Origin of the sequence: Microtetraspora glauca, from assembly GCF_040656155.1 — a bacterium.
In the GTDB taxonomy this organism is placed as follows: Bacteria; Actinomycetota; Actinomycetes; order Streptosporangiales; family Streptosporangiaceae; genus Microtetraspora; species Microtetraspora glauca.
Map to the genome: position 1 here is coordinate 90,456 of NZ_JBFALK010000003.1, position 23,209 is coordinate 113,664.

General features: G+C 71.3%; 27 protein-coding genes. 24 read left to right on the forward strand and 3 right to left on the reverse strand.

Annotated elements, in window-relative coordinates; genetic code table 11:
• Positions 1 to 38 precede the first annotated feature (38 nt).
• The 5 genes from AB0I59_RS06630 to AB0I59_RS06650 are packed head-to-tail and all read left to right on the forward strand — an operon-like array spanning position 39 to position 3,893.
• A complete protein-coding gene (locus AB0I59_RS06630) occupies positions 39 to 794 on the forward strand; it encodes an SDR family NAD(P)-dependent oxidoreductase (RefSeq protein ID WP_358130807.1) in 756 nt (251 codons plus the stop codon).
• Positions 791 to 1,366 carry a carboxymuconolactone decarboxylase family protein gene (locus tag AB0I59_RS06635; RefSeq protein ID WP_061252560.1) on the forward strand — a complete coding sequence of 192 codons (576 nt, stop codon included), beginning with the start codon at positions 791 to 793 and terminating at the stop codon, positions 1,364 to 1,366. Before AB0I59_RS06630 ends, AB0I59_RS06635 begins: the two co-directional genes overlap by 4 nt.
• The gene (locus AB0I59_RS06640) at positions 1,363 to 2,235 is read left to right on the forward strand and encodes a fumarylacetoacetate hydrolase family protein (protein ID WP_061252559.1); all 873 of its coding nucleotides are present in this window, start codon (positions 1,363 to 1,365) and stop codon (positions 2,233 to 2,235) included. Before AB0I59_RS06635 ends, AB0I59_RS06640 begins: the two co-directional genes overlap by 4 nt.
• Entirely contained in the window at positions 2,232 to 3,065 is an 834-nt protein-coding gene (locus tag AB0I59_RS06645; protein ID WP_358130811.1) for a fumarylacetoacetate hydrolase family protein, read from the forward strand. The genes AB0I59_RS06640 and AB0I59_RS06645 overlap by 4 nt, the downstream gene beginning before the upstream one ends.
• Before the next feature lie 42 nt (positions 3,066 to 3,107).
• Entirely contained in the window at positions 3,108 to 3,893 is a 786-nt protein-coding gene (locus tag AB0I59_RS06650) for an SDR family NAD(P)-dependent oxidoreductase (RefSeq protein WP_061252557.1), read from the forward strand.
• A gap of 85 nt (positions 3,894 to 3,978) precedes the next feature.
• On the opposite strand, the gene AB0I59_RS06655 is transcribed toward AB0I59_RS06650, so the two are convergent.
• Entirely contained in the window at positions 3,979 to 4,563 is a 585-nt protein-coding gene (locus AB0I59_RS06655) for a helix-turn-helix domain-containing protein (RefSeq protein ID WP_358130814.1), read from the reverse strand.
• A gap of 67 nt (positions 4,564 to 4,630) precedes the next feature.
• Here AB0I59_RS06655 and AB0I59_RS06660 point away from each other — a divergent pair, with 67 nt between their 5' ends.
• The 12 genes from AB0I59_RS06660 to AB0I59_RS06715 all read left to right on the forward strand — a co-directional run bounded on the left by AB0I59_RS06660 (position 4,631) and on the right by AB0I59_RS06715 (position 14,971).
• Positions 4,631 to 5,347, forward strand: coding sequence for an AzlC family ABC transporter permease (locus AB0I59_RS06660; RefSeq protein WP_061252555.1), 717 nt, complete (start codon positions 4,631 to 4,633; stop codon positions 5,345 to 5,347).
• The gene (locus tag AB0I59_RS06665; RefSeq protein ID WP_358130817.1) at positions 5,347 to 5,655 is read left to right on the forward strand and encodes an AzlD domain-containing protein; all 309 of its coding nucleotides are present in this window, start codon (positions 5,347 to 5,349) and stop codon (positions 5,653 to 5,655) included. Before AB0I59_RS06660 ends, AB0I59_RS06665 begins: the two co-directional genes overlap by 1 nt.
• Positions 5,656 to 5,907: 252 nt before the next feature.
• Positions 5,908 to 6,639 (forward strand): PIG-L deacetylase family protein, encoded by a 732-nt coding sequence (locus AB0I59_RS06670; protein ID WP_061252553.1) that lies wholly within the window; start codon positions 5,908 to 5,910, stop codon positions 6,637 to 6,639.
• A gap of 10 nt (positions 6,640 to 6,649) precedes the next feature.
• Complete coding sequence (locus AB0I59_RS06675; protein ID WP_061252552.1) at positions 6,650 to 7,351, forward strand: 4-carboxy-4-hydroxy-2-oxoadipate aldolase/oxaloacetate decarboxylase; 702 nt, start codon at positions 6,650 to 6,652, stop codon at positions 7,349 to 7,351.
• A complete protein-coding gene (locus AB0I59_RS06680) occupies positions 7,348 to 8,142 on the forward strand; it encodes an NAD(P)-dependent oxidoreductase (protein ID WP_358130821.1) in 795 nt (264 codons plus the stop codon). Before AB0I59_RS06675 ends, AB0I59_RS06680 begins: the two co-directional genes overlap by 4 nt.
• Complete coding sequence (locus AB0I59_RS06685) at positions 8,139 to 9,278, forward strand: 4-oxalomesaconate tautomerase (RefSeq protein WP_358130824.1); 1,140 nt, start codon at positions 8,139 to 8,141, stop codon at positions 9,276 to 9,278. Before AB0I59_RS06680 ends, AB0I59_RS06685 begins: the two co-directional genes overlap by 4 nt.
• Positions 9,279 to 9,346: 68 nt before the next feature.
• Positions 9,347 to 10,300: a VOC family protein gene (locus tag AB0I59_RS06690; RefSeq protein WP_358130827.1), complete on the forward strand. Its 954-nt coding sequence runs from the start codon at positions 9,347 to 9,349 to the stop codon at positions 10,298 to 10,300.
• 101 nt (positions 10,301 to 10,401) lie between these two features.
• Entirely contained in the window at positions 10,402 to 11,070 is a 669-nt protein-coding gene (locus AB0I59_RS06695; protein WP_061252549.1) for a GntR family transcriptional regulator, read from the forward strand.
• 482 nt (positions 11,071 to 11,552) lie between these two features.
• Positions 11,553 to 12,530 carry an ABC transporter substrate-binding protein gene (locus AB0I59_RS06700; RefSeq protein ID WP_061252548.1) on the forward strand — a complete coding sequence of 326 codons (978 nt, stop codon included), beginning with the start codon at positions 11,553 to 11,555 and terminating at the stop codon, positions 12,528 to 12,530.
• On the forward strand, positions 12,527 to 13,357 hold the full coding sequence (locus AB0I59_RS06705) for an ABC transporter permease (protein ID WP_358130831.1): 831 nt from the start codon (positions 12,527 to 12,529) through the stop codon (positions 13,355 to 13,357). Before AB0I59_RS06700 ends, AB0I59_RS06705 begins: the two co-directional genes overlap by 4 nt.
• 5 nt (positions 13,358 to 13,362) lie before the next feature.
• On the forward strand, positions 13,363 to 14,136 hold the full coding sequence (locus AB0I59_RS06710; protein ID WP_435830924.1) for an ABC transporter permease: 774 nt from the start codon (positions 13,363 to 13,365) through the stop codon (positions 14,134 to 14,136).
• Between the two features lie 52 nt (positions 14,137 to 14,188).
• Positions 14,189 to 14,971 (forward strand): ABC transporter ATP-binding protein, encoded by a 783-nt coding sequence (locus AB0I59_RS06715; RefSeq protein WP_358131581.1) that lies wholly within the window; start codon positions 14,189 to 14,191, stop codon positions 14,969 to 14,971.
• Between the two features lie 58 nt (positions 14,972 to 15,029).
• Here AB0I59_RS06715 and AB0I59_RS06720 read toward each other — a convergent pair whose 3' ends face one another.
• Together AB0I59_RS06720 and AB0I59_RS06725 are read right to left on the reverse strand one after the other, a co-directional pair.
• Complete coding sequence (locus tag AB0I59_RS06720) at positions 15,030 to 16,268, reverse strand: Cmx/CmrA family chloramphenicol efflux MFS transporter (protein ID WP_358130834.1); 1,239 nt, start codon at positions 16,266 to 16,268, stop codon at positions 15,030 to 15,032.
• A gap of 459 nt (positions 16,269 to 16,727) precedes the next feature.
• Positions 16,728 to 17,246, reverse strand: coding sequence for a hypothetical protein (locus AB0I59_RS06725; RefSeq protein ID WP_358130837.1), 519 nt, complete (start codon positions 17,244 to 17,246; stop codon positions 16,728 to 16,730).
• Between the two features lie 598 nt (positions 17,247 to 17,844).
• Between AB0I59_RS06725 and AB0I59_RS06730 the strand changes: the two genes are divergently transcribed.
• The 7 genes from AB0I59_RS06730 to fes all read left to right on the forward strand — a co-directional run bounded on the left by AB0I59_RS06730 (position 17,845) and on the right by fes (position 23,209).
• Positions 17,845 to 18,192, forward strand: coding sequence for an alpha/beta fold hydrolase (locus AB0I59_RS06730; RefSeq protein ID WP_358130839.1), 348 nt, complete (start codon positions 17,845 to 17,847; stop codon positions 18,190 to 18,192).
• Positions 18,167 to 18,391, forward strand: a complete 225-nt coding sequence (locus AB0I59_RS06735) for an alpha/beta fold hydrolase (RefSeq protein ID WP_358130842.1) — start codon at positions 18,167 to 18,169, stop codon at positions 18,389 to 18,391. The genes AB0I59_RS06730 and AB0I59_RS06735 overlap by 26 nt, the downstream gene beginning before the upstream one ends.
• Positions 18,392 to 18,628: 237 nt before the next feature.
• A complete protein-coding gene (locus AB0I59_RS06740; protein ID WP_061252542.1) occupies positions 18,629 to 19,849 on the forward strand; it encodes a cytochrome P450 in 1,221 nt (406 codons plus the stop codon).
• Positions 19,850 to 19,851: 2 nt separating this feature from the next.
• Complete coding sequence (locus AB0I59_RS06745) at positions 19,852 to 20,511, forward strand: TetR/AcrR family transcriptional regulator (protein WP_061252541.1); 660 nt, start codon at positions 19,852 to 19,854, stop codon at positions 20,509 to 20,511.
• 19 nt (positions 20,512 to 20,530) lie between these two features.
• Positions 20,531 to 20,731 carry a ferredoxin gene (locus tag AB0I59_RS06750; protein ID WP_061252540.1) on the forward strand — a complete coding sequence of 67 codons (201 nt, stop codon included), beginning with the start codon at positions 20,531 to 20,533 and terminating at the stop codon, positions 20,729 to 20,731.
• A complete protein-coding gene (locus AB0I59_RS06755) occupies positions 20,728 to 21,915 on the forward strand; it encodes an NAD(P)/FAD-dependent oxidoreductase (protein WP_061252539.1) in 1,188 nt (395 codons plus the stop codon). Before AB0I59_RS06750 ends, AB0I59_RS06755 begins: the two co-directional genes overlap by 4 nt.
• 187 nt (positions 21,916 to 22,102) lie before the next feature.
• Positions 22,103 to 23,209, forward strand: a complete 1,107-nt coding sequence (gene fes / locus AB0I59_RS06760) for an enterochelin esterase (RefSeq protein ID WP_358130848.1) — start codon at positions 22,103 to 22,105, stop codon at positions 23,207 to 23,209.

A 23,209-nucleotide genomic window follows, 5' to 3' on the forward strand; every position in this document is an offset into this window, starting at 1 on the left:
TGAAATCGACTTTCATAGAGTGAACTTGGAGGCCGGTCATGGAGTGGCTCGGTCTGAACGGCCGCAAGGCGCTCGTCATGGGCGCCGGCGGGCTCGGAGCCGCGTGCGCCAGGGGCCTGGCCGAGGCGGGAGCGTCCGTGCTGGTCGTGGACGTCGATGTGACCAAGCTCAAGGAACTGCGGGCCGATCCGGGCCTCGCGGCAGCCGACGCGCGCGTCGTCTCCGCCGACCTGGCGAGCTCGGAAGCGTGCGAGGCCGCGGTTCAGGGTGCCGCCGAGGAACTCGGCGGGCTGGACATGTTGGTGCACGCGATCGGGACCAACGACCGCCGCCCGGTGGTCGACACTCCCGACGAGGTCTGGGAGCGCGTCGTCACCCTGAACCTGTCCAGCGCCTTCTGGACCGGACGGGCCGCCGGCCGGCTGATGCGTGGTGCCGGTCGGGGCAGCATGGTGTTCTTCTCGTCGGTCTCCTCCCGGCTCGCGCACCTCCACCACGGCCCCTACGCGGCCAGCAAGGGCGGACTCGACCAGCTGGTCAAGGTGATGGCCAGGGAGTGGGCGGCCGACCGGCTGACCGTCAACGCGGTGGCGCCCGGCTACACCGAGACGGAGCTGACCCGCGCGTACCTGGCCAAGCCGGGGATGCGGGAGGAGATGACCGGGCTGGTCCCCGCCGGGCGCCTCGGTACGCCGGAGGACGTGGTGGGCGCGGTCCTGTTCCTCCTGTCGCCCCGGGCCTCGTTCATCACCGGCCAGGTCCTGTACGTCGACGGCGGCAGGACCCTCGTATGAGGGCGCGGCTGGCCGGACTGTCACCGGACGCGCTGGACGAGGAGCAGGCCGAGCTCTACCGGGCCATCACCGGCGGGCCGCGTGCCGCGGGGCCCCAGGCCTTCGCCCTCACCGACGAGCGGGGGCGGCTGCGCGGCCCGTTCAACGCCATGCTGCTGAGCCCGCCGGTCGGCGGCGCTCTCCAGGCCGTGGGCGCGGCGGTGCGCTACCACTCGGTGCTGACCGCCCGGGTGCGTGAGATCGCGATCCTGGTGGTGGCCGCGCACTGGGGCAGCGACTTCGAGCGTGAGGCGCACGAGGCGGTCGGCCGAACCTGCGGTCTGACCGAGGCCGAACTGGCCGCGCTGCGCGAAGGCGCGCTGCCCGGCCTGCCGGACCCGGGCGAGCTGGCGGCCGCGCGCGCGGCCGCCGCGCTGGCCCGCGCGGGAGACCTGACGGACGAGGAGTACGGCAACGCGGTGGCGGCGCTGGGCGAGCGCGGCCTGTTCGAGTTGACGACGCTTGTCGGCTACTACGCCACGCTGGCACTCCAGCTGCGGATCTTCGCAGGTGAGCACAAGGAGAAGGCATGAAACTGATCACCTTCGACGAGGGCCGCGTCGGGCGGCTGGAGCTGGAGGAACGCCTGGTCATCCCGCTGGAGGTGCCCTCGACGCGCGAGTACTTCGAGCGGGGAGGCCACGCCCCGGAGACCGGCGAGCGGCTGACGCTGGACGACGTACGGCTGCGCGCTCCCATCGTGCCGAAGAAGTTCTTCCACACCTCGGGCAACTTCCGCGAGCACGAGGACGAGTCGAGGAACGTCGACTGGTCCCACCCCATGCACAAGGGCATCGTCTTCTTCCAGAACGTCGACGCCATCGTCGGCCCGGACGAGCCCGTCATCTACCCCGAGCACCTGACCAGCGAGCTGGACTATGAGCTGGAGATCGCGGTCGTCATCGGCAGGAGCGGCAAGTTCTTCGGTGTGGACGACGCGCCCGACCACATCGCCGGATACGTGGTGTTCAACGACATCACGGCCCGCGACATCCAGCGCAGGGAGATGGAGTCGGGCGTCTTCTCCTTCTGCAAGGCGATCGACACCTTCTGCCCGCTGGGGCCGTACATCGTCACCGCGGACGAGATCCCGGACGCGCAGAACCTGGACATGGAGCTGCGGGTCAACGGCCAGGTCCGGCAGAAGTCCAACACCAACCGCATGTCCGTGTCCATCCCGCACCTGGTCGCCTACCACTCCCCGCAGGGCTACAGCGCGGGCGACCTGGTCACCACCGGCACCGTCCAGGGCGTGGCCGGATTCAGCGGCAACCCGGACCTGTATCTCAAGCCGGGCGACGTGGTCGAGGCCGAGGTCGAACGGCTGGGTGTGCTGCGGACCCCGATCGTCAGCTGGGAGCAGGGGCACGGCACCCCCGTACCGCGGAAGGTGGACTGGTGAGGCTCGGCGTCCTGGGCGGCCGCGCCGTACTGGCCGACGGCGACCGCGCCCTCGACGTCGGCGCGGCCTCCGGGCTCCCCTCCGATCCGATGGCGCTGCTGGAGAGATGGCCGGAGCTGCGGGACTGGGCGGCGGGACAGCCGGACAGCACCTACGACCTGCCCCTCGACCACGCCGCTCTGGAGGCGCCGGTGCCGAGGCCGCGGCAGGTGTTCGCGGTCGCGCTGAACTATCCGCCGCACGCTGTGGAAGCCGGCTTCACGCCGCCGGCCGATCCGCTCGTCTTCACCAAGTTCCCCACCTGCGTCACGGGGCCGCAGGCCACCGTCACATTGCCCGAGGGCAAGGTGGATTGGGAGGTCGAACTCGTGGCGGTGATCGGGCGGGAGACCCGCCGGGTGAGCGAGGAGCGGGCCTGGGAGTCCGTGGCGGCGCTCACCGTGGGGCAGGACCTGTCCGAACGCGTCACACAGTCGCGGGGTGTGCCGCCGCAGTTCAGCCTGGGCAAGTCCTTTCCGGGTTTCGGCCCCACCGGCCCCCTCCTGGTCACCCCGGACGAGTTCGACGATCCCGATGACCTGGAGATCACCGCTCTGCTCAACGGCGAGGTCGTCCAGCACGACCGCACCAGATCGATGATCTTCCCGGTCGCCGAGCTGATCGCCCGGCTGTCGGCCGTCGTGCCGCTGCTGCCCGGCGATCTCATCTTCACCGGCACCCCCGCCGGAGTCGGCAACCGCCGCACCCCGCCCCGATACCTCACCGAGGGCGACGAACTCGTCAGCCGCGTCCAGGGCATCGGCGAGCTGCGCCAGCGCTTCGCCCGCTGAGGACGCACGCGAAGACAGCCCACCGAAGACAGGAGACCCCCCGTGTCCGAGCAACCCTTTCCTCGCCGCTTCACCGGCAAGACCGTGCTGGTGACCGGAGCGGGTACCGGCTACGGCGCCGAGATCGCCGTGCGCGCCGCGCAGGAAGGCGCTCGCGTGGCCGTGCACTACAACAGCTCCGTCGCGGGCGCCGAGCGTACGGCCGCCCGGATCAAGGATGTGGGCGGCGAGGCGTTCACCGTCCGGGCCGACATCAGCAGGCACGACGACATCCGCCGCATGGCCGGGGAGGTCTTCGGCCGCTTCGGCGTGCTCGACGTGCTGGTCAACAACGTCGGCGACGTCGCGGCCGAGCAGATGTCCTGGCGCGACCTGACCGAGGAGTCCATCGACCGCGTGCTCGCCGTCGACGTCAAGGGCACGATGTTGTGCACGCACGAGGTCGGCACGCGCATGCTCGACCAGGGCCACGGCTCCATCGTCAACATCGGCTCCACCGTGATCGTGCGTGGCAGCGCCCGCGCGCCGCAGTACGCGGCGGCCAAGTACGGCATCCTCGGCATCACCAAGTCCTACGCCGCGGCATTCGCCCCCACCGTGCGGGTCAACACGTTCGCGCCCGGCTTCATCGAGACCGAGGCCACCCTCAACAGGGAGGACTGGAAGAACGGCCGCCGCGAGGAGCTGATCGCCAAGACGCCCATGCGCCGGATCCCGGGCCCCGCCGAACTCGCCGGTACAGCGCTCTTCCTGGCCACGGACGACGCACGCCACATGACCGGCGTCTACCTCAACGCCGACGGAGGCTTCAACATGATCGGAGCCTGATCGCGCGGCCCGTGCGGCGGGATTCCGCATCAGCTCCTCTTCCGCGCGAACGCGGACAGGCCGGAGTGACAGGAGTCCGAGCGGCTCAGATGTGCTCCATGAGGATCACTGCCGTGGTGTCGGGGTGGAGGGCCTCGAAAACGTGCGGCGCGTCGCCGGGGTAGGTGATGTAGTCGCCCGGGCCGAGCTCGACCGGATCGTCCGCCGGGCCGACCAGCGCCCGGCCGGCGCTGAGCACCACGTGCTCCGTCGTGCCGGGCATGTGCGGTTCCGAGTTCCGCGGCTCCCCCGGCCGCGCCGTGATCCGGTAGAGGTCCCGGCGAGCACCCGGAGGACAGGACGCCAGCAGCGTGGCGGCGTAGCTCGCCCGCTCTGAGTAGGTGGCGGGCCCCTCGCCGGCGCGGATCACCCGTACGCTCGCGCGCGGCGGGTCGACCAACCGGCTGAACGGCACGCCGAGTGCGACGCCCAGCGCCCACAGGGTCTCCACACTCGGATTCCCCGAGCCCGACTCCAGCTGGGACAGCGTGGACTTGGCGATGCCCGCCCGCCTGGCCAACTCGGTCAAAGACAGTCCCGCGCGGTCACGCTCCCGGCGGATCGACGCCGCGATCAGCGCGATCAGGGCGTGGGACGAGGTCTCTCCGTCACCGGGGGAACCGTTACGCACGTGTTCGCTCCAGACGTCGTTCTGTTCGACTTGACGAACGCAAGCGTTCTTGTTCAGGATAACAAACATGCGTTCGTTATGGCGAACAATCGATCGCGGCACGCTCCGCGACATCGCCCTGGTCTGCCTCGCCGACGCGGTCGTCGGCGCGTCCTTCGGCGCGATCACCGTGTCCGGCGGCCTCGACGCCTCGGTGCCGATCGTCATGTCCCTGCTGGTCTTCGCCGGTGGCGCCCAGTTCGCCGCGGTGGGCGTGCTGCTCGCGGGTGGAAGCGCCGTCGCCGCTGTCGCCGCCGGCCTGGTGCTCAACGCCCGCCTCCTGCCCTTCGGCTTCGCGATCGCGGACGTGCTCGGCGAGCGGTGGTGGACGCGGCTGCCGGGCGCGCATCTGATGACGGACGAGTCGGTCGCGTTCGCGTTACGCCAGGGCGACCGGCCGCGGCGGCGGGCGGCGTTCTGGATCTGCGGCGTCGCCGTGTTCGCGTCCTGGAACCTGGCCGTCGTGATCGGCGCGCTGGCCGGCCGGACCGTCGGCGACACCGGCGCCCTCGGCCTCGACGCCGCCTTCCCCGCTGTCCTGCTCGCCCTGGTGCTGCCCGCGCTCGCCGATCGCGGCACACGTCGGGGCGCGCTGCTCGGCGCGGGCATCGCCGCCGCGACCACGCCGTTCCTGCCCGCCGGGCTGCCGGTGCTGCTCTCGCTGGCCGGTCTCCTGCCGGTCGCCCGATCCGTCACGAGCGCCGCGACCGCCACGCAGGCCGATCCGGCACAGGAGGTCCGCTGATGCCGATGCTCGCCATCGCCCTGCTGGCGGCCGGGACCTACGCGTTCCGACTGGGCGGCCCGCTGCTCGGGGATCGGCTGCGTGTCCCGGACCGCCTGCGGCAGTTGCTCTCCACCGCCGCCGTCGTGCTGCTGGTCGCCCTGGTGGCCACGGCCGCGCTCACCGAGGGGAACGGTTTCGCCGGCTGGGCCAGGCCGTCCGGCGTGCTGGTCGCCGGGATCCTCGCGGCCCGGCGCGCGCCGTTCCCCGTGGTGGTCGTCGCCGCCGCCGCGACCACGGCGCTGCTCCGCTGGTACGGCGTGCCCTGATCCAGCCGCAGCGTCCGCCCGTCCGCCCGTCCGCCGTCCCCGTCCCCGATCAGGACGCCCCATCGACTGCGACCGGCTTCTCCCGTGCCGATGCAATTTCCGGCACGGGTTGTGACGAACAGATAGTTGGGCATATTGTTGACAATCTCGTAGCTAATCGCGTTGGCGACCCCTGGGACCTGTTCGGGCCACGTTGTCTCGATCATGTGGACGATCCGGCGGTGTCGCCGCCCGGACAGGAGAAGGACGGGTATGCCGACCAAGGGACCCCTGCTGGTCATCACCGCTCATCCAGGAGACTTCGTCTGGCGCGCCGGTGGGGCCATCGCGCTGGCCACCCAGAGCGGGCAGCGCGCCGTGATCGCCTGTCTCAGCTTCGGCGAGCGCGGCGAGTCCGCGAGCCTGTGGCGCGAGGGACACAGCTTGGACGAGGTCAAGGCGGTCCGGCGTGAGGAGGGTGAGAAGGCGGCCGGCGCGTTGGGCGCCGAGGTGGTCTTCTTCGACGCGGGTGACTACCCGTTGGTCGAGACGCCGGAACTGACCCGGTCACTGGTCGACCTGTACCGGAGCCTGCACCCGTCCGTCGTGCTGACGCACGCGCCGAACGACCCGTACAACATCGATCACCCCGTCGCCGGACAGATCGCACTCAGGACGCGGATCCTCGCCCAGGCCGCCGGGGTGCCGGGTGACGGCGAGGTGATCGGCGCTCCCCCGGTGTTCTGCTTCGAGCCGCACCAGCCGGAGGTGTGCGACTTCCGGCCCGACGTCCTGCTGGACATCACGCCGGTGTGGGAGCTGAAGCTCTCGGCGATGCGGAGTCTCGGCGCGCAGGGCCACCTGGTGGAGTACTACAGCGATCTGAGCCGCCGTCGCGGGGTGCAGGCCAAGCGCAACAGCGGGCCGAACCTGGGGCTGCCCGTGGATGCGTACGCCGAGGCCTACCAGCGGGTCTACCCGCAGGTCACCTCCGAGCTGGACTAGGAGGGCTCGCATGGCAGGGCACTATGTCGTACGAAACGTGCCACGGCCCGACCCGGAGGTGGTCGCAGGACTGCGCGACGCCGGGGTGGCCACGGTGCACGAGGCGGCGGGCCGTACCGGCCTCGTGGCCCCGGCCGTCCGCCCCCGGCAGGATGGCGCGGTGATCGCGGGTTCCGCGGTCACGGTGTCGAGCCACCCCGGCGACAACCTGATGATCCACGCGGCGGTGGAGATGTGCCGGGAGGGGGACGTCCTCGTGGTGACGACGACCTCCCCCTCCACCGACGGCATGTTTGGCGACCTGCTCGCGGCGTCGCTGCTCTCGCGGGGAGTGGCGGGCATCGTGACGGACGCCGGGGTGCGTGACATCGCCTCCCTGCGCGCGATGGGGTTCCCCGTCTGGGCGCGCGCCGTCTCGGCTCAGGGCACCGTCAAGGCGAGCCCTGGCTCCGTCAACGTGCCGGTCGTCTGCGGTGGCCAGGTGGTACGGCCCGGCGACGTCGTGGTGGCCGACGACGACGGGGTCATGTGCGTGCCGGCCGCGTCGGCCGCGGACGTGCTGGCCCGGGCCCGGACCCGGATCGCGGCCGAGGAGGACAAACGGGCGGCCCTCCGCTCCGGGGTGCTCGGCGTCGACATGTACGGCCTGCGCGAGCTGCTGTCCCGGCTGGGCGTCAGCTATGTCGACGACCTCCCCGAGGAGGACGCGTGAAGCCGCGCGTCGCCCTGCTCGGACTCGGTGAGGCCGGTTACGCGATCGCCTCGGGGCTCCGCGCCCACGCGCACGTCACCGGCTTCGATCCCGCGTGGACGGGACGCCCGGTCGACTTCACCGTCACGGAGACCCCCGCCGAGGCCGTGGCCGGGGCACAGGTGATCATCGCGCTGACGGCGGCCGCCGACGCGCCCGGCGCGCTGGAGTCCGCACTCGGGCACACCGCGTCCGATGCCGTCTACCTCGATCTGGCCACCGCCAGCCCGGATCTCAAGCGCGAGCTGGCGGCCACCGCGACCGCGCACGGGCTGACCTTCGCCGAGGGTGTCCTGATGGCACCCGTGCTCCGGCTGCTGGTGAGGACCCCCGTCCTGGCCGCCGGTCCGGGCGCCGGACGGGCCACCGAGCTGCTGTCCGCCTGCGGGATGGACATCACCTCGCTCGGTGCGGAGGTCGGCCAGGCGGCGGCGCGCAAACTGCTGCGCAGCATCGTGGTGAAGGGCCTGACCGCCTTGATGGTCGAGTCGTTGCGGGTGGCGGAGACGCAGGGGCTCGGGGAATGGTGTCACGACCATCTGGTCGACACCTTGACCGAGCTCGACGGCGACGTGATCCGCAGGCTCCTCGACGGCACCGTGCTGCACAGTGAACGCCGCGTGGCCGAGATGGAGGCGGCCGTCCGGATGGCCAGGTCGGCCGGGGAGTCCGCGGCGATGACCCTGGCCACCGTCGAGGTCCTGAAGTCGGTGTCCGGCCGGGGCGTTCCGCGGTTGGGGACGGCGCCGTGAACACCGTGGAAGAGATCGATGACGCGGGGATCCGGTGCATGCTGATGCGCGGCGGAACCTCGAAGGGCGCCTACTTCCTCGCGGAGGACCTGCCCGCCGAGGAGGACCGGCGCGATGACCTGCTGCTGCGGCTGATGGGCTCGCCCGACGCCCGGCAGATCGACGGGATCGGCGGTGGCCATCCGCTGACGAGCAAGGTGGCCGTCATCTCCCGCTCCCCGGACCCCCGCGCGGACGTCGACTACCTGTTCCTGCAGGTACAGGTCACCGAGGCCGGCGTCTCGGCGCGGCAGACCTGCGGCAACCTCCTGGCCGGCGTCGCGCCGTTCGCCATCGAGCGCGGGCTGGTCCCGGTGGACGGCGACACGACCCGGGTCCGCATCCGCATCCTCAACGGGGGCGGCGCGGCGACCGCCACCGTGGACACCCGTGACGGCCGGGTGAGGTACGCGGGCGGCACCCTCATCTCGGGCGTGCCGTTCCCGTCCGCGCCGGTGACCCTCTACTTCGAGGGAACGGAGGGCGCGACGTGCGGCGGTCTCCTGCCCACCGGTTCCGTACGGAACGAGATCGCCGGCGTGGCGACGACCTGCGTCGACAACGGCATGCCCGTGGTGGTGATGGCCGCCAGGTCACTCGGGGTGACGGGGTACGAGTCCCCCTCCGAACTGGAGGGCGACGCGACGCTGAAGGCGAAGGTCGAGGAGATCCGGCTGCGGGCGGGCGAGCTGATGGGGCTGGGCGACGTGCGGGCGACCACGGTGCCCAAGATGACCCTGGTGGCCGCACCCCTTGACGGGGGCACCATCTCGACCCGGACCTTCATCCCGCACCGGGTCCACACCTCCATCGGTGTCCTGGGTGCGGTCTCGGTCGCCACCGCCGTACTCGTCGAGGGCTCGGTCGCCGCCGAGGTGGCCGCCGAGGCCGGCGCCGGGGTCGCCGCCGGGGTCGCCGCGCGTACGGCATCGGGAGCCACCCTGCGGATCGAGCATCCGACCGGCTTCTTCGACGCCTCCGTCGAGGTGTCCGGGAGCGGGACGGCCCTGCGCGTCCGCCGCTCCGGAGTGGTGAGCACCGCGCGCAAGCTCTTCGACGGCCGGGTCTGGCCGCGCCGGGCCGACCCCCGGCGGTGAATCCGCAGTTCTGAGAACGCAGGCGCCGCGAGCCGCCTGAACCATGGCACCGACCGAGAGGAGATCCGATGCAGTCAGCGGCATTCGGCGACATCGCCCACCTGGGATCCGTCGAGATTTTCAGCCCCGTGCCGGAGGAGACCCGCGACTTCTTCGTGAACCTGATGGCGATGAAGGAGATCCACCGGGAGGGCGACTCGATCTACGTGCACTCGTGGGACGACTACGAGCGCTACACCGTGAAGATCACCGGCAGGGACCGGGCCGGCGTCGGCCGTACGTTCCTGCGGGCGGCCGGCCCGCAGGCGCTGAGCCGCCGGGTCGAGGCCGTCGAGGCGGCCGGGCTCGGCGCCGGGTGGAGCGAGTCGGAGTTCGGGCTCGGACCCGTCTACCTCTTCACCGACCCGGACGGCCACGACATGGGCCTGTATTACGAGACGGAGCGGTACGTCGCGACCGAGGAGCACCGGCCGTCGTTGAAGAACCAGGCCTCGGCCTTCCCCGGGAGAGGCGCGAACGTCCGGCGTCTGGACCACGTGAACTTCCTCGCCTCGGACGTGGCGGCGGCCGGCGACTTCGTGACCGGCGGGCTGGGAGCGCGGCCCACGGAGCAGATCGTGAACGACGACGGCTCCCCCGCCGCCGTGTGGTTCTCGGTCTGCAACAAGTCCTACGACCTCGTGTACACCTCCGACTGGAGCGGCACGCGGGGACGCCTGCACCACGTGGCGTTCGCGACCGACACCAGGGAGGACATCCTGCGGGCGGCCGACGTCTTCCTCGAGGCGGGCATCCACATCGAGACCGGCCCGCACAAGCACGCCATCCAGCAGACGTTCTTCCTCTACGTCTGGGAGCCCGGCGGCAACCGCGTCGAGCTGTGCAACGCCGGCGCCCGGCTGATCCTGGCCCCCGACTGGGAGGTCATCACGTGGACGCAGGCGGAGCGCGCCAAGGGGCAGGCGTGGGGACTGAAGACCATCGAGTCGTTCCACACCCACGGCACGCCCGTGATCGAGTGATGCCCGCCGCCGCCCGTACGACCGCCGGTCACGATTTGGTCACCTAGAATGTCGCCAGCCACAACAGCGCCGTTCCGCGGCACCGACACGGGAGGAAGATCATGAAGGCGGTCGACCCCCAAGAGCTGGTCGTGAAGATCCGCCGATCGGTGCTGGACGGGCACTTCGCCGCCGGGCAGCGCCTCGTCGAAGCCGAGCTGTGCGACCTTTACCAGGTCAGCCGGTCCACCGTGCGGCAAGCACTGCGAGAGCTCGTCGCCGACGGCCTCGTCGAGGTGCAGCGCAACAAGGGCGCGCGGGTCCGCGTGATCTCCACCGCCGAGGCGGTGGAGATCACGGAAGTGCGGATGGTGCTCGAGGGCCTGCTGGCGGCGAAGGCGGCCGAGCGGGTGACGCCCGGCCAGGCCGACAGGCTGCTCCAGATCAGGCGGGCGATGCGCGAGAGGGTCGAAGGGCACGATCCGCTGGCCTACTCCGAGCTCAACGCGTCCCTGCACGCCCTCATCCAGGAGATCGCGGGCCAGGAGACCGCCCGCACCATCCTCCTCCGGCTGCAGGGCCAACTCGTCCGCCACCAGTTCCGCCTGGCCCTTCAGCCGGGCCGGTCCACCGTCTCCCTCGGGCAGCACGAGAAGATCGTCGACGCCATCGTGGCGCGGGACCCCGCGGCCGCCGAGGCAGCCATGCGCGAGCACCTGCGCGATGTGATCACCCAGATCTCGAAGTCCACGACGCCCCATGTCGAGGCGGCGGTGCTGGCCAAGTCCTGAGATCCCGGACTCGCGCGCCCTCGTCCTCGTATCCCCTCCACTCGCGGCCCCCCACTCGCGAACCACCTACTCGTGAGTGAACCCCCATCCGAAGGCCACGGCCGTCCGCGCCGGAGGCCTCTTTCGGCATGCCCCAATACATCCATAGAGTGACGACAAATTTGGCGCAGCTCTTGGTAAACAAATCGTTGACAATCGCGTACATAATTCATAGCATCGGCCTCACAAACGAGCGGTGCCATCGGGGAAGGCAGCCATCGGTCGGCTGCCGTCTCGCGACCGCCCTCCGCGGTCGCCGGGCGGGCACCGCGGTACGCGCCCGAACGTTCGGCCTGCTCTCCTCTGGGGACCGGCAGTGCGACCAGCGTCGTCCTGCGCGGTGGAACGGTGGAGGGGAACGCGCCGATCCGAAGGCCTCGTCCGGCCGTGACGAGCGCCGACGTCACCTCCTCACCCCCCGACCGACGTCCTGGAGAAGCACCGTGACCAAAATTCGCGCGGTTCTGGCCGCCGCCTCCGTTCTCTTCCTCACCGCGTGCGGGGGCGGGCAGACCCCTTCCCCGGACGCGTCCGACGCCGGTAGGCCGGCCTCGGCCGGCCTCACCTCGGTGAAGGTCAGCGTGATCCCCATCGTCGACGTGGCGCCGGTCTACCTCGGCGCTCAGGAGGGATTCTTCGCCGAGGAAGGGCTGAAGCTGGAGCTCGTGTCCGCGCAGGGCGGTGCCGCCATCGTCCCCGCCGTCGTCAGCGGTCAGGTGGAGTTCGGGTTCAGCAACTTCACGTCGCTGATCATCGCCCGGTCCAAGGGCCTCCCCCTCAAGGTCGTCACGCCCGGCGCCGGCTCGACGGGCGCCCAGGGCAAGGACTTCGGAGGGGTGGTCGTCAAGGCCGACAGCCCGCTGAAGTCCGCCGCGGACCTCGCCGGGAAGCGCGTCGCGGTCAACACCCTCAACAACATCAACGACACCACGGTCCGGGCCTCGATCCGGGCCGCCGGCGGTGACCCGAAGAACGTCGAATTCGTCGAGCTGCCCTTCCCGGACATGCTCGCCGCGCTGGACAAGGGAAGCGTCGACGCCGTCCAGGTCGTCGAGCCGTTCCTGGCGACCGCCCAGAAGAACGGTGACCGCGTGATCGCGTCGAACTATGTGGACACCGCTCCTGAGCTGGCCATCGCCGGTTACTTCACCTCCGAGCAGACCATCGCCTCCAAGCCCGACCTGGTGAAGCGCTTCACCTCCGCGATGCTGAAGTCCCTGAAGTACGCCTCCGACAACCCGGACGCGGTGCGCAAGGTCCTGCTCACCTACACGAAGATCGATTCGGCTATGGCCGGCTCGCTCACACTCCCCACGTATCCCTCGGAGATCAACCGTGGGTCGCTCGAGACCCTGTCGAAGCTCGCCCTGCAGGACGGCCTGATCCAGACCGCTCCCGATCTCGGCGGGCTCCTTCCGTGACGGTGGCGGTGACGGCGGGCACGCCGGGACGGGGCCGGGGCGGACGCCGTCACCGCCCTCTCCCCACCTGGGCCCTGGGCCTGATCGGCCTGGCCGGGCTGGTGACGGTGGTGGAGCTGGCGCCCCGGGCCGGGCTGGTGGACGAGCGGTTCCTGCCGCCGTTCAGCGACATGGTCTCGGCGCTGGCGGATCAGGCCGCGACGGCGGAGTTCTGGCAGTCGCTGCTGGAGACGTTGCGCGGCTGGGCGATCGGTCTGTCGATCGCGATGGTCGCGGGCGTGGTGCTGGGAATCCTGATCGGCGGCATCCCGCTGCTGCGGGCGGCGATGAACTCGACGATCGAGTTCCTGCGACCGATCCCGTCGGTGGCGCTGATCCCGCTGGCCGTGCTGCTGTTCGGCACGGACATGCGCTCGACACTTCTGCTGGTGGTGTACGCCGCCTTCTGGCAGGTGCTGGTGCAGGTTCTGTACGGCGTGCAGGACGTGGACCCGGTCGCCCGGGAGACCGCGCGCTCGTACCGGTTCCGTCCGCTGACCCAGGTGCGCACGGTGATCTGGCCGACCGCGCTGCCGTACATGATGACCGGGTTCCGGCTGGGCGCGGCGGTGGCGTTGATCCTGGAGATCACCGGTGAGCTGATCATCGGGTCGCCCGGGCTCGGCAGGCAGATCGCGGTGGCACAGACCTCCGGCGCGGTGGCGGCGATGTACGCCCTGGTCATCGTGGTCGGTCTGATAGGTGTGGTCGTCAACGTGATCGCGCGCGCCGCCGAGCGCCGGGCGCTGCGTTGGCACCCCTCGATCCGTGGGGAGGTTCCCCGGTGAACACGCTGAGCGCGGGCCGGAAGGTCCTGCTGCTGCTGGCCGTGCCGGTACTGCTGGTCGCGGCGTGGTGGGCGGCGACGGCGGACAGCACCGACTTCTTCTGGCCGCCGCTGAGCCAGATCGTGGGCACGTTCGGCGAGACCTGGTTCACCGGCCGGTTCACCGCAGATGTGCTGCCCAGTCTGGCCCGGCTGCTGGTGGGCTACCTGGTGGCCGTGGCGCTGGGGGTGGGCCTGGGCACCGCGATCGGTTCCTCGCGTACGCTCCGTGGCCTGCTGGAGCCGGTCCTGGAGTTCTTCCGGGCGATCCCGTCGCCGGTGCTGGTGCCGATCCTGATGCTGTTCGCCGGCATCGGGAACGAGATGAAGGTGCTGGTGATCGTCTCCGGGTGCGTCTGGCCGGTGCTGCTGAACGCGGTGGAGGGTGTGCGCGCGCTGGACGAGGTGCTGCGCGACACCGCCCGCTGCTACCGGCTGCGCCCCCACTCGCGGCTCGTCCATCTGGTGCTGCGGGGAGCCAGCCCGCAGATCGCCGCCGGTGCGCGGCAGGCGCTGTCCATCGGGATCATCCTGATGGTGATCAGCGAGATGTTCGCCGCGAGCAACGGCGTGGGCTTCACCATCATCCAGTTCCAGCGCAGCTTCGCGATCCCGCAGATGTGGACCGGGATCATCATGCTCGGGCTGATCGGCATCGCCCTGTCGGTGATCTTCCGGGCGGCGGAGGCCCGGCTGCTGAGCTGGTACACCGGTCTGCGCATGTCACAGCGAGAGGGCTGAGATGACCACCGCACCCATCGGCGCCGCCGCGCGCCCGGAGAGCTCCACCACGATGCTGGACGTCCGCAACCTGAAGAAGGTCTACGAGGGCAGGGGCCGCAGCGTGGAGGCGGTCCGCGACCTGACCTTCACCATCGCGTCCGGCGAACTCGTCTGCATCGTCGGGCCCTCCGGCGCCGGCAAGACCACCCTGCTGAGATGCGTCGCGGGGCTGCTGGACAGCACCGCCGGTGAGGTGGTGCTCGAAGGTGAGAGGGTGACCGGCCCGCCCCCCGGCATGGCCGTGGTCTTCCAGGAGTACGGCCGCAGCCTGTTCCCCTGGATGACCGTACGGCAGAACGTCGAGCTCCCGCTGAAGGAGAAGAAGGTCCCCAAGGCCGAACGGCAGCGGCTCGTCCGGGAGGCGCTGGAGGCCGTCGGCCTGGCCGACGCCCAGGGCGCCCATCCCTGGCAGCTGTCGGGAGGCATGCAGCAGCGCGTGGCCATCGCCCGCGCGGTCGCCTACGAACCGCATCTCCTGCTGATGGACGAACCGTTCGCCGCCGTCGACGCCCAGACCCGCGCCGACCTCGAAGACCTCGTCCGCTCCCTGTGGAAGCGCCTCGGGGTCACCGTGCTGTTCGTCACCCATGACATCGACGAGTCCGTCTACCTCGGCCAGCGCGTCATCGTCCTGTCCGACTCGCCGACGGTCGTGCTCGAAGAGGTCACCATCGACCTGCCGGATGAGCGTGACCAGCTCGTCACCCGCTCCCTGCCCCGCTTCTCCGAGCTCCGGGCCCACGTCTACGAGCTCATCCAGCAGGCCAAGGGCGGCCACCGCCCGGCCTCCTGAGCCGGGGGTGGGCGCCGGTGGCCCGGACCACAGCCAGACGGCGATCTCCTCGCTGGAGTCAGCGGCCACCCGGGCGAGTGCGTGGCGCGGCCCGGCCATCTTCCGGCCGGGCCGCTCCTCGCCGGCCGCGCGGCGATGGTGCCTGCCGTATGGCCTGGGCGAGGCCCGCCGTGACGAGCGCCGCCGCCACCAGCAGGGCGCTGACCCACAGCGGCGAGCGGTAGCCGAGCCCTGCGGCGATGGTGGCGCCGCCGACGGCGGGGCCGACGGCCGCCCCTACGTTGAGGGCCGCGGTCGCGAAGGAGCCGCCGAGCGAGGGCGCCCGGGGCGCCGCGTACAGAACCTGGGCGATCAGGGTCGAGCCGACGGCGAACGACAGGGTCCCCTGGACAACCGTGAGCAGGAACGTGACGATCGGGCTGCCGGCTGTGAGCGCGAAGAGCGCCCATCCGGCGAGCAGGGCGATCCCACCCGGGATCAGGACCCGCATCGGCCGCGTGTCGGACAGGCGGCCGCCGATGGTCACTCCGGCGAACGACCCGAGACCGAACAGCGCCAGCATCACCGGCACCCAGCCCTCCGAGAAGCCGCTCACGTTGGTGACCAGCGGCGTCAGATACGTGAAAGTGCAGAAGGTGGCGGCGTTCACCAGCGCGGCCAGCACCAGAACGACCAGCAGGCGCGGCTCGCGCAGGGCCCGTAGTTCGCGCCGTGCGCGGGGACGGGCCTCGTCCGGGTCGCCGGTCGCCCGCACGGTGTCGGGCACCGAGCGCATCACGGCGACGACGGCGGGCAGGGAGATCAGGGCTACGGCCCAGAACGCCGACCGCCAGCCGAGCGTCTGACCGAGCGCGGCGCCGGCGGGCACACCGGCGACGCACGCGAGCGTGATACCGCCGAGCAGGATGGAGGTGGCCCGGCCTTTGGCGTTCTGCGGGACCATGCTGGTCGCCGTCGCGAGCCCCACGGCGAGGAAACCGGCGTTGGCCAGCGCTCCGAGGACCCGGGTCACCAGGAGCACGGAGAAGCTGGTGGTGACCGCGCCGGCGACATGCACGAGCATGAACGCGACCAGGAAGACGAGCAGCGCCCGCCTTCGTGGCCAGCGCAGGCTGAGGACCGCCATCAGCGGGGCGCCGACGATCATTCCTGCGGCGAAGGCGGACGTCAGCGCGCCGACGGCCGGGATGGACACATTCAGTTCACTGGCGATGTCCGGAACCAGTCCGGACAGCATGAACTCGGACGTTCCCTGGGCGAATACCGCCAGTCCGAGGATGTAGATGGCGAAGGGCATGAGCGGAAACTCCACGGCCGCGTCGGAAAAGCATCGCAAGGGGACGCGGCGCACCACCACGCAACCCCGAACCGGCCCGTTTTCGGGCGTACATCCAGGGCGCGCGGGCGCTACCGCGTGAAAGGAGAGGCCGGGTTCTGCACCACCCGCGGCACCACGACGGTGGCGGAGGTGGCGGCGCTCCCGGAAAGAGTCAGTCCGTACGACGGTGATCCGGCGGCGAGGGTGACGAAAGGGCGCGCGGCCTCAGGGACGGCGCTGCCGCGTGACATCACAGGACGCCACCGAAGGACCGGTGGCTAGCGTCTTGACGCCTCAGGACTGGACATGGGCCACACCATAGTCAACGGCGGCAAGAATCGTCCACCTGTGTCTCGTCCACCCGCGTCTCGTCCACCACATGAGGAGGCCGACCGGCCCACGGTCACCCGAGCGCGCGTCGGCGACGAATCGGGACGGTCACCCAGAGGCCGGGCCGCTCCAGACCTCGGCGTCGGCGAGGAACGCGTGCGTCGCGTCCCCCGCCACCGGGACGCCGCCGACAGCCAGCGTGCCAGTCGGGCAGGGCATGTAGACGTTGGTCAGCAGGTGCGGGATCCCGCCGAGGCCGAAGTCCTCGACCCGGCAGGCGCGCCGCTCCAGCGGAGGCCCGTCGATCATCACGGTCACGTCGGCCGCCGAAGCCCACAGGCCGGCGGTGAGGTCCAGATCCATGTCCACTGGCGCGACGGTGACCTCGGGCTCGGGCCAGTGCAGGCCCGCCACCTCGGGGAAGTGCCGGGTGAACTCCTTGGCCAGCCAGAGGGCCAGCGTCGGGTCGGGGCCCAGCGCCCTGGTGCGGCCCTCATGCCACAACACGACCGCCCTGCCGCTCCCGGCCTGCGACCAGTCGGCGCGCCAGACGGAGGCGAACGCCACGCGCCGCCCTCCGTCGGAGACTGTCAGGCCGGGGTTGGCGCCGATCAGCCGAATCGACATAGATGCTCCGTCCTCTCGCGTTCGGTCGGGAGCCGCCCGGTGCCGCGGCCGACGACCGGGGCGGTGATCGGCCGGGCGGCCCCAAGGACGGTACAACGCCCCTCCCATGCGCGGGAGGCCCGGCGCGAGCCAGGGCCGCGCGATCGAGCGCGGGCGCGTGGAAACTGGCGGACGTACTCGAGCGGCACGCCGCCGCACCAGTGCCGCCTGCTGATCAACGCGGTCGGCGACATGCTCTGAGAGGTGATCGCGCCAGGAGCGGGGAGAACCCAACGGCTCCAGTCCCGCGGTCGCCGGCCCCCGTTCCTGAACGTGGAAAGCGCCTTCGGCGGGGCGCTGACAGGACCTTCGGCGCCCGCTGTGCTTCCCGCTCAAAGGCGCTTTTCCTCACGGCGTGTTCGTCAGCAGCAGTGGGCCATATCAGCCGAGGCGGACGATGCGACGACCACCCCACCGGCAGTGGCGGACACGGCGAACAGCACGGCGGCCGTCAGGCGTAGCAACGTGCGCTTCATGGGATCTCCTTCGTTGGCAACAATCGGTCACCTCAATCCGGGAGTGGATCCGTCGGCGACCGCATCCCGGTTCGTAGACGACGATGCGCGGCCGCCCCTGGACAAATCTTGCGAACAACCTTGAATCGGCAGATCGGAACCGTTACGCATTCGGCGCCGGTCGCCGGATCCGTTCACGGCCGTGTGACCCGCTTCCGGCCACCATGGCGGCCATGATCAAAACCCTCTGCGCCGCCGTCGCCGACACCCTCGGTTTCGACCGCTTCGCCGTCTACGGAGTCTCGGGCGGCGGCCCGCACGCGCTGGCGTTCGCGGCTCGTCACCCCGACCGCGTCACTCGGGTGGCCTCGCTCGCCGCTCTGGCACCGCGCGACGCCGACGGGCTCGACCGGACCGCCGGGAACCGTGCCGGTCCGGCTCTGGCACGGTGAACTGGACCAGGTCGTACCGGCCGCCCACGCCCGCTGGCTCGGCGCCCGTATCCCGACCGCGACGTTGATCGTCCAGCCCGACGCGGGCCACGCGGGTCACTTCGACGCGACCCCGGCCACTCTGGACTGGCTCCTGAACGGCGACCGCACAGTCTCCGGCACCCCCATGCCCGGCACGGGACTCTTTGAGGGAGTTTGATCAAAGTCTGGTGCGATTTCATGTGCCTCGCCAGGTGGATTCGCCCTCGGTTTGTTCACGAGCACTGAGTGATCGCCGGATCCGGCCCGGCATCGCGCGGCCTGCGTCCCGGCAGCTCAGGCGTCTTGGCGGTCGTCGGGGCGAACCTTGGCTCAGGCTTTAAGTCAACTGCTTGACTTAAGATAACCGCCCGAGTTGACTGACAGCCAACTGGCAGTCAGACCGGAGGGGGCCGCAGTGAGTCCAGGTGACGGCGAGCAGGTACTGAGCTACCCGATTCCCAGCGAGGCGGCGCTCGAACCGCCGGCGGAGTGGGCGGCGTTGCGGCAGCGGTGCCCGGTGGCGCGGGTGAAGCTGCCCAGCGGCGACGAGGCGACGCTGCTCACCCGCTACGACGACGTCAAGCAGGTGCTGGCCGACCCGCGCTTCACCCGGTTGCTGAACGCGGACGACGCGGCGCGACTGTCGGACAACGAGTCGGGCGGGCTGTTCAGCACCGACATGGCGCAGGTGATCCCCGACAGCGGCGAGGGGCACCAGCGGTGGCGGCGGCTGGTCGGCAAGTGGTTCACGGCCAAGCGGATGGCCGCGCTGCGGCCCGTGATGGCGGAGATGGCCGAGCAGCTCATCGACGACATGATCAAGCGCGGCCAGCCGGCCGATCTCAAGGCGTGCCTGGGCTTCCCGCTGCCGGTGTACGTGATCTGCGACCTGCTGGGGGTGCCCGCCGCCGACCGGGACAGGTTCGCCTACTGGTCCGACACGCTGCTCAACCTCACCCGCTACGGCCAGACGGAGATCGACGAGGCACAGGCCGAGTTCATCCAGTACATGGCCGACCACGTCGCCGACAAGCGGGCGCAGCCGAGCGAGGACCTGCTCAGCGAACTGATCAAGGAGTCGGACGCCGACGGCGGCCGGCTGTCCGACGTCGAACTGCTGGCCACGGGCATGGCGCTGCTGGTGGCCGGGCACGAGACCACGGCGAACATGATCGGCAAGATGGTCGGCATGCTGCTGGCCGACCGCGCCCGCTGGGAGCGGTTGCTGGCCGACCGGTCGCTGGTGCGCTCGGCGGTGGAGGAGGCGCTGCGCTTCGACGCCAACCCCGGCTTCGGCATGCCGCGCTATCTCGGCGAGGAGGCCGAGGTCGGCGGGACGGTGCTGCCGCGCGGCACGACGGTGATATGCAGCATGGCCGCGGCCAACCGCGACGAGAGTGTCTTCGACGGCGCCGACGAGATGGATCTGGGCCGCAGCCCCAACCCGCATCTGGCCTTCGGCTCCGGGGCGCACTCGTGCCTGGGCCAGGCGCTGGCCCGCACCGAGCTCCAGGTCGTGCTCGAGGTGCTGCTGCGCAGGCTCCCCTCCCTGGAGCTGGCCGTCGCGGCGGAGGACCTGCGGCGGGTGGACGGGCTGGTCGTCGGCGGCCTGCGCGAAGTCCTCGTGCGCTGGTAACCATGACCGGCAGGACTGTTCGAGCCGAGCGGGTCAGTGCGACGCGGGAGCAGATTCTGACGGCGGCGGAGCGGTTGTTCGCCGAGCACGGGGTGTTCGCCGTGTCCAACCGCCAGGTCAGCGAGGCCGCCGGACAGGGCAACAACGCCGCGGTCGGCTACCACTTCGGTACGAAAGCGGACCTGGTGCGGGCGATCGTGCGCAAGCACGCCGAGCGGATGGAGCGCATACGCCGGCGGATGCTGGCCGAGGTCGGCGACTCCGCCGAGCTGCGGGACTGGGTGGCCTGTCTGGTGCACCCGATCACCGAGCATCTGGCCGCCCTCGGCAACCCCACCTGGTTCGCCCGGTTCGGCGCCCAGGTGATGACGGACCCCGCGCTGCGCGCAATCATGATCGACGAGGCTCTCACCTCCCCCACGCTCCTCCAGATCCTCGACGGGCTGAACCGATGCCTTCCCGAGCTGCCGGTCGAGGTGCGCGCCGAACGCGGGGACATGACGCGTCAGCTGATGATGCACGTGTGCGCCGACCGCGAACGCGCTCTGGCCGACGGCGGTCCGACGCCGCGCTCCAGCTGGCACAGCGCCGGGACCGGCCTGGTCGACGCGATCGTCGGGCTGTGGGCGGCCCCCGTCACACCGGACGCGGAGACGACCTGAAACAGAGAGGAACCCCACCATGAAGATCAACGTGGACGAGGCCAAATGCTGCGGCGCCGGTCAGTGCGTGCTGCTCGCGCCGGAGGTGTTCGACCAGCGCGACGACGACGGTGTCGTGATCCTGCTGGAGGCGGAGCCGTCCGAGCACCTGCACGCGGCGGTGCGCGAGGCCGCCGCCGTCTGCCCCGCGGCCGCCATCGAGCTGAGCGAGAGCACGTGACCGCTCCCTCCGGCGTTCTGGTGGTCGGTGCCTCCGCCGCCGGGCTGTCCACCGCCGAAGCGTTGCGCCGCAAGGGCTACCAGGGCCGCCTGACCGTCCTGGGCGCCGAGCCGCACCTGCCGTACGACCGGCCGCCGCTGTCCAAACAGGTCCTGGCTGGCGCCTGGGATCCCGAACGTGCTCGGCTGCGGCCGCAGGCGGCCCTGTCGGCGCTGGAGGCCGAGTTCCTTCTCGCCGACCCGGCCGTCGGCCTGGACACCGAGACGCGTACCGTCCACACCGCGTCCGGGCGCGCCCTGCGCGCCGACGCCGTCGTCGTCGCCACGGGACTGGGGCCCCGAACGCTCGCCGGGCAGGCCGGACTGGCCGGGGTCCACACACTGCGCACGCTGGACGACGCCGTGGCGCTGCGCGCGGACCTGCTGGCCTCCTCGCGGCTCGTGGTCGTCGGTGACGGGGTGCTCGGCGCCGAGATCGCCGCCACCGCGCGAGGCATGGGGCTGGCCGTCACCATGGCCGGTCCCCGACCGGCACCCTTGGCCGGCCAGCTCGGACCGGTGGTCGCGGGACTACTCGCCGACCTGCACACCGAGCGCGGGGTCCGCCTGCGGCTCGGCGCCGGAGTCAGCGGGCTCACCGGGCATCACGGGCGGGTCACGGGCGTGCGCCTGGACAGCGGCGAGGTGCTGCCCGCCGACGTGGTCGTGGTCGCGGTCGGTGCCGACCCGGCGACCGGTTGGCTCGCCGGCAGCGGCCTGCGGGTGGACAACGGGCTGGTGTGCGACTCACGTTGCCGCGCGGCCGAGGGCATCTACGCGGCCGGTGACGTGGCCCGCTGGCGCCACGTCACGCTGGACGCCTTGATCCGGCTGGAGAACCGGACCAACGCCACCGAACAGGCCACCGTCGTCGCGGCCAACATCCTCGGCGACGACCAGCCCTACCGGCCCGTGCCCTACTTCTGGACCGACCAGTTCGACGCCAGGATCCACGTCCACGGGACGCCGTCCGCCGACGCCGAGGTGACCGTCGTGGACGGCGACCTGGCCGGCCGCCGCTTCGTCGCCGTCTACCGCCGCGACGGCGCGATCACCGCCGTCCTCGGCTGGAACATGCCCAAGCAGGCCCGCCTGCGCCGCGGGCAGATCGGCGACGCGCTCCCCGACCTCGCTCCGGCGCCGTGACAGCGGGCGGAGAATCGGCTTTCCCCTGCTGATCGCCTCCGCCGGGTCGGCAGAGCACCGCGTCCTGTCATGCGGTCCCTCCTGTCCGGAGATCGCGACCGGCCCCCGTTCTGACACGGCATGCCCGGAAGGACCGCGTAGGGGCCGGACTCGTGAAATGCCATCAGAGAACCCGACGACGACCACGATGACGAGTCCGGCGGACCACCGGGTGACGCCGCTCGTCGAACCGTCTCCGATCCCGGGGAAGCGTCGCGTGACCTTCCTCTGGCGGGCCGGGTCCCCCGGAGAACGGGCGGTCGTCCTGATCAACACGCTCACCGACAGGGACCGGCACGCGGGCGACATCAGCCGCCACGTGACGACCGAGGAGGCGGGCGGCGACCTGCTCACCCTGACCTACGAGCTGGACGAGGACCTGCGCGCCTCGTACCAGATCCTGCCCTGCACTCAGATCCCGGCGACGGACCGGAACTCCTGGCGGCGGGTCATGGAGACCGCGCTGCCCGATCCCGGCAATCCCGAGACCGTCCCCGGGCAGCTCGGTCGCGGCCCCTCCTCCCTGCTGGAACTGCCGCTCGCGCCCGCCCAGCCGTACCGGGCCCGGCGTCCGGGGACACCGGAGGGACGGATCCACGAGGCCGGGGTCGCGGGACGGCGGGTCTGGGTCTACACCCCGCCCGGGCACGACGCGAGCACGGGCGACCACCCCGTCCTGGTCCTCCTTGACGGGGACACCTGGGCCGGGGTGCCGACGCTGGACAACCTGATCGCGGACGGACGGATGCCGCCGGCCGTCGCCGTGCTGCCCGACGCGGTGGACCGGCCGGCCCGGCTGCGCGACATGGCGTGCCACGAGCCGTTCGTCCGTTGGCTGGCCGACGAGCTGCTGCCGTGGGCCGGGCGCGAGTGGGGGGCGACGGCCGATCCCGCCCGCACCGTCATCGCGGGCCAGAGCCTCGGCGGGCTCACCTCCTCGTACGCGGCGTTCGTCGCGCCGGAGCGGTTCGGCAACGTGCTCTCGCAGTCGGGGTCGTACTGGTGGAGCGACGAGGATCCGGAGTGGCTGACCCGGCGGTACGCCGGGGCGGCGCGGCTGCCGGTCCGCTTCCACGTGGAGGCGGGCAGGCTCGAATGGCTGCTGCTGGAGCAGAACCGGCGCTTCGCCCGGACGCTCTTCGACAAGGGCTACGACGTGACCTACACCGAGTACAACGGAGGCCGCGATCCCGCCTGCTGGCTCGGCGGCCTCGGCGACGGCCTCGCCTCCCTGGCTTCGAGGTGGTCCCGGTGA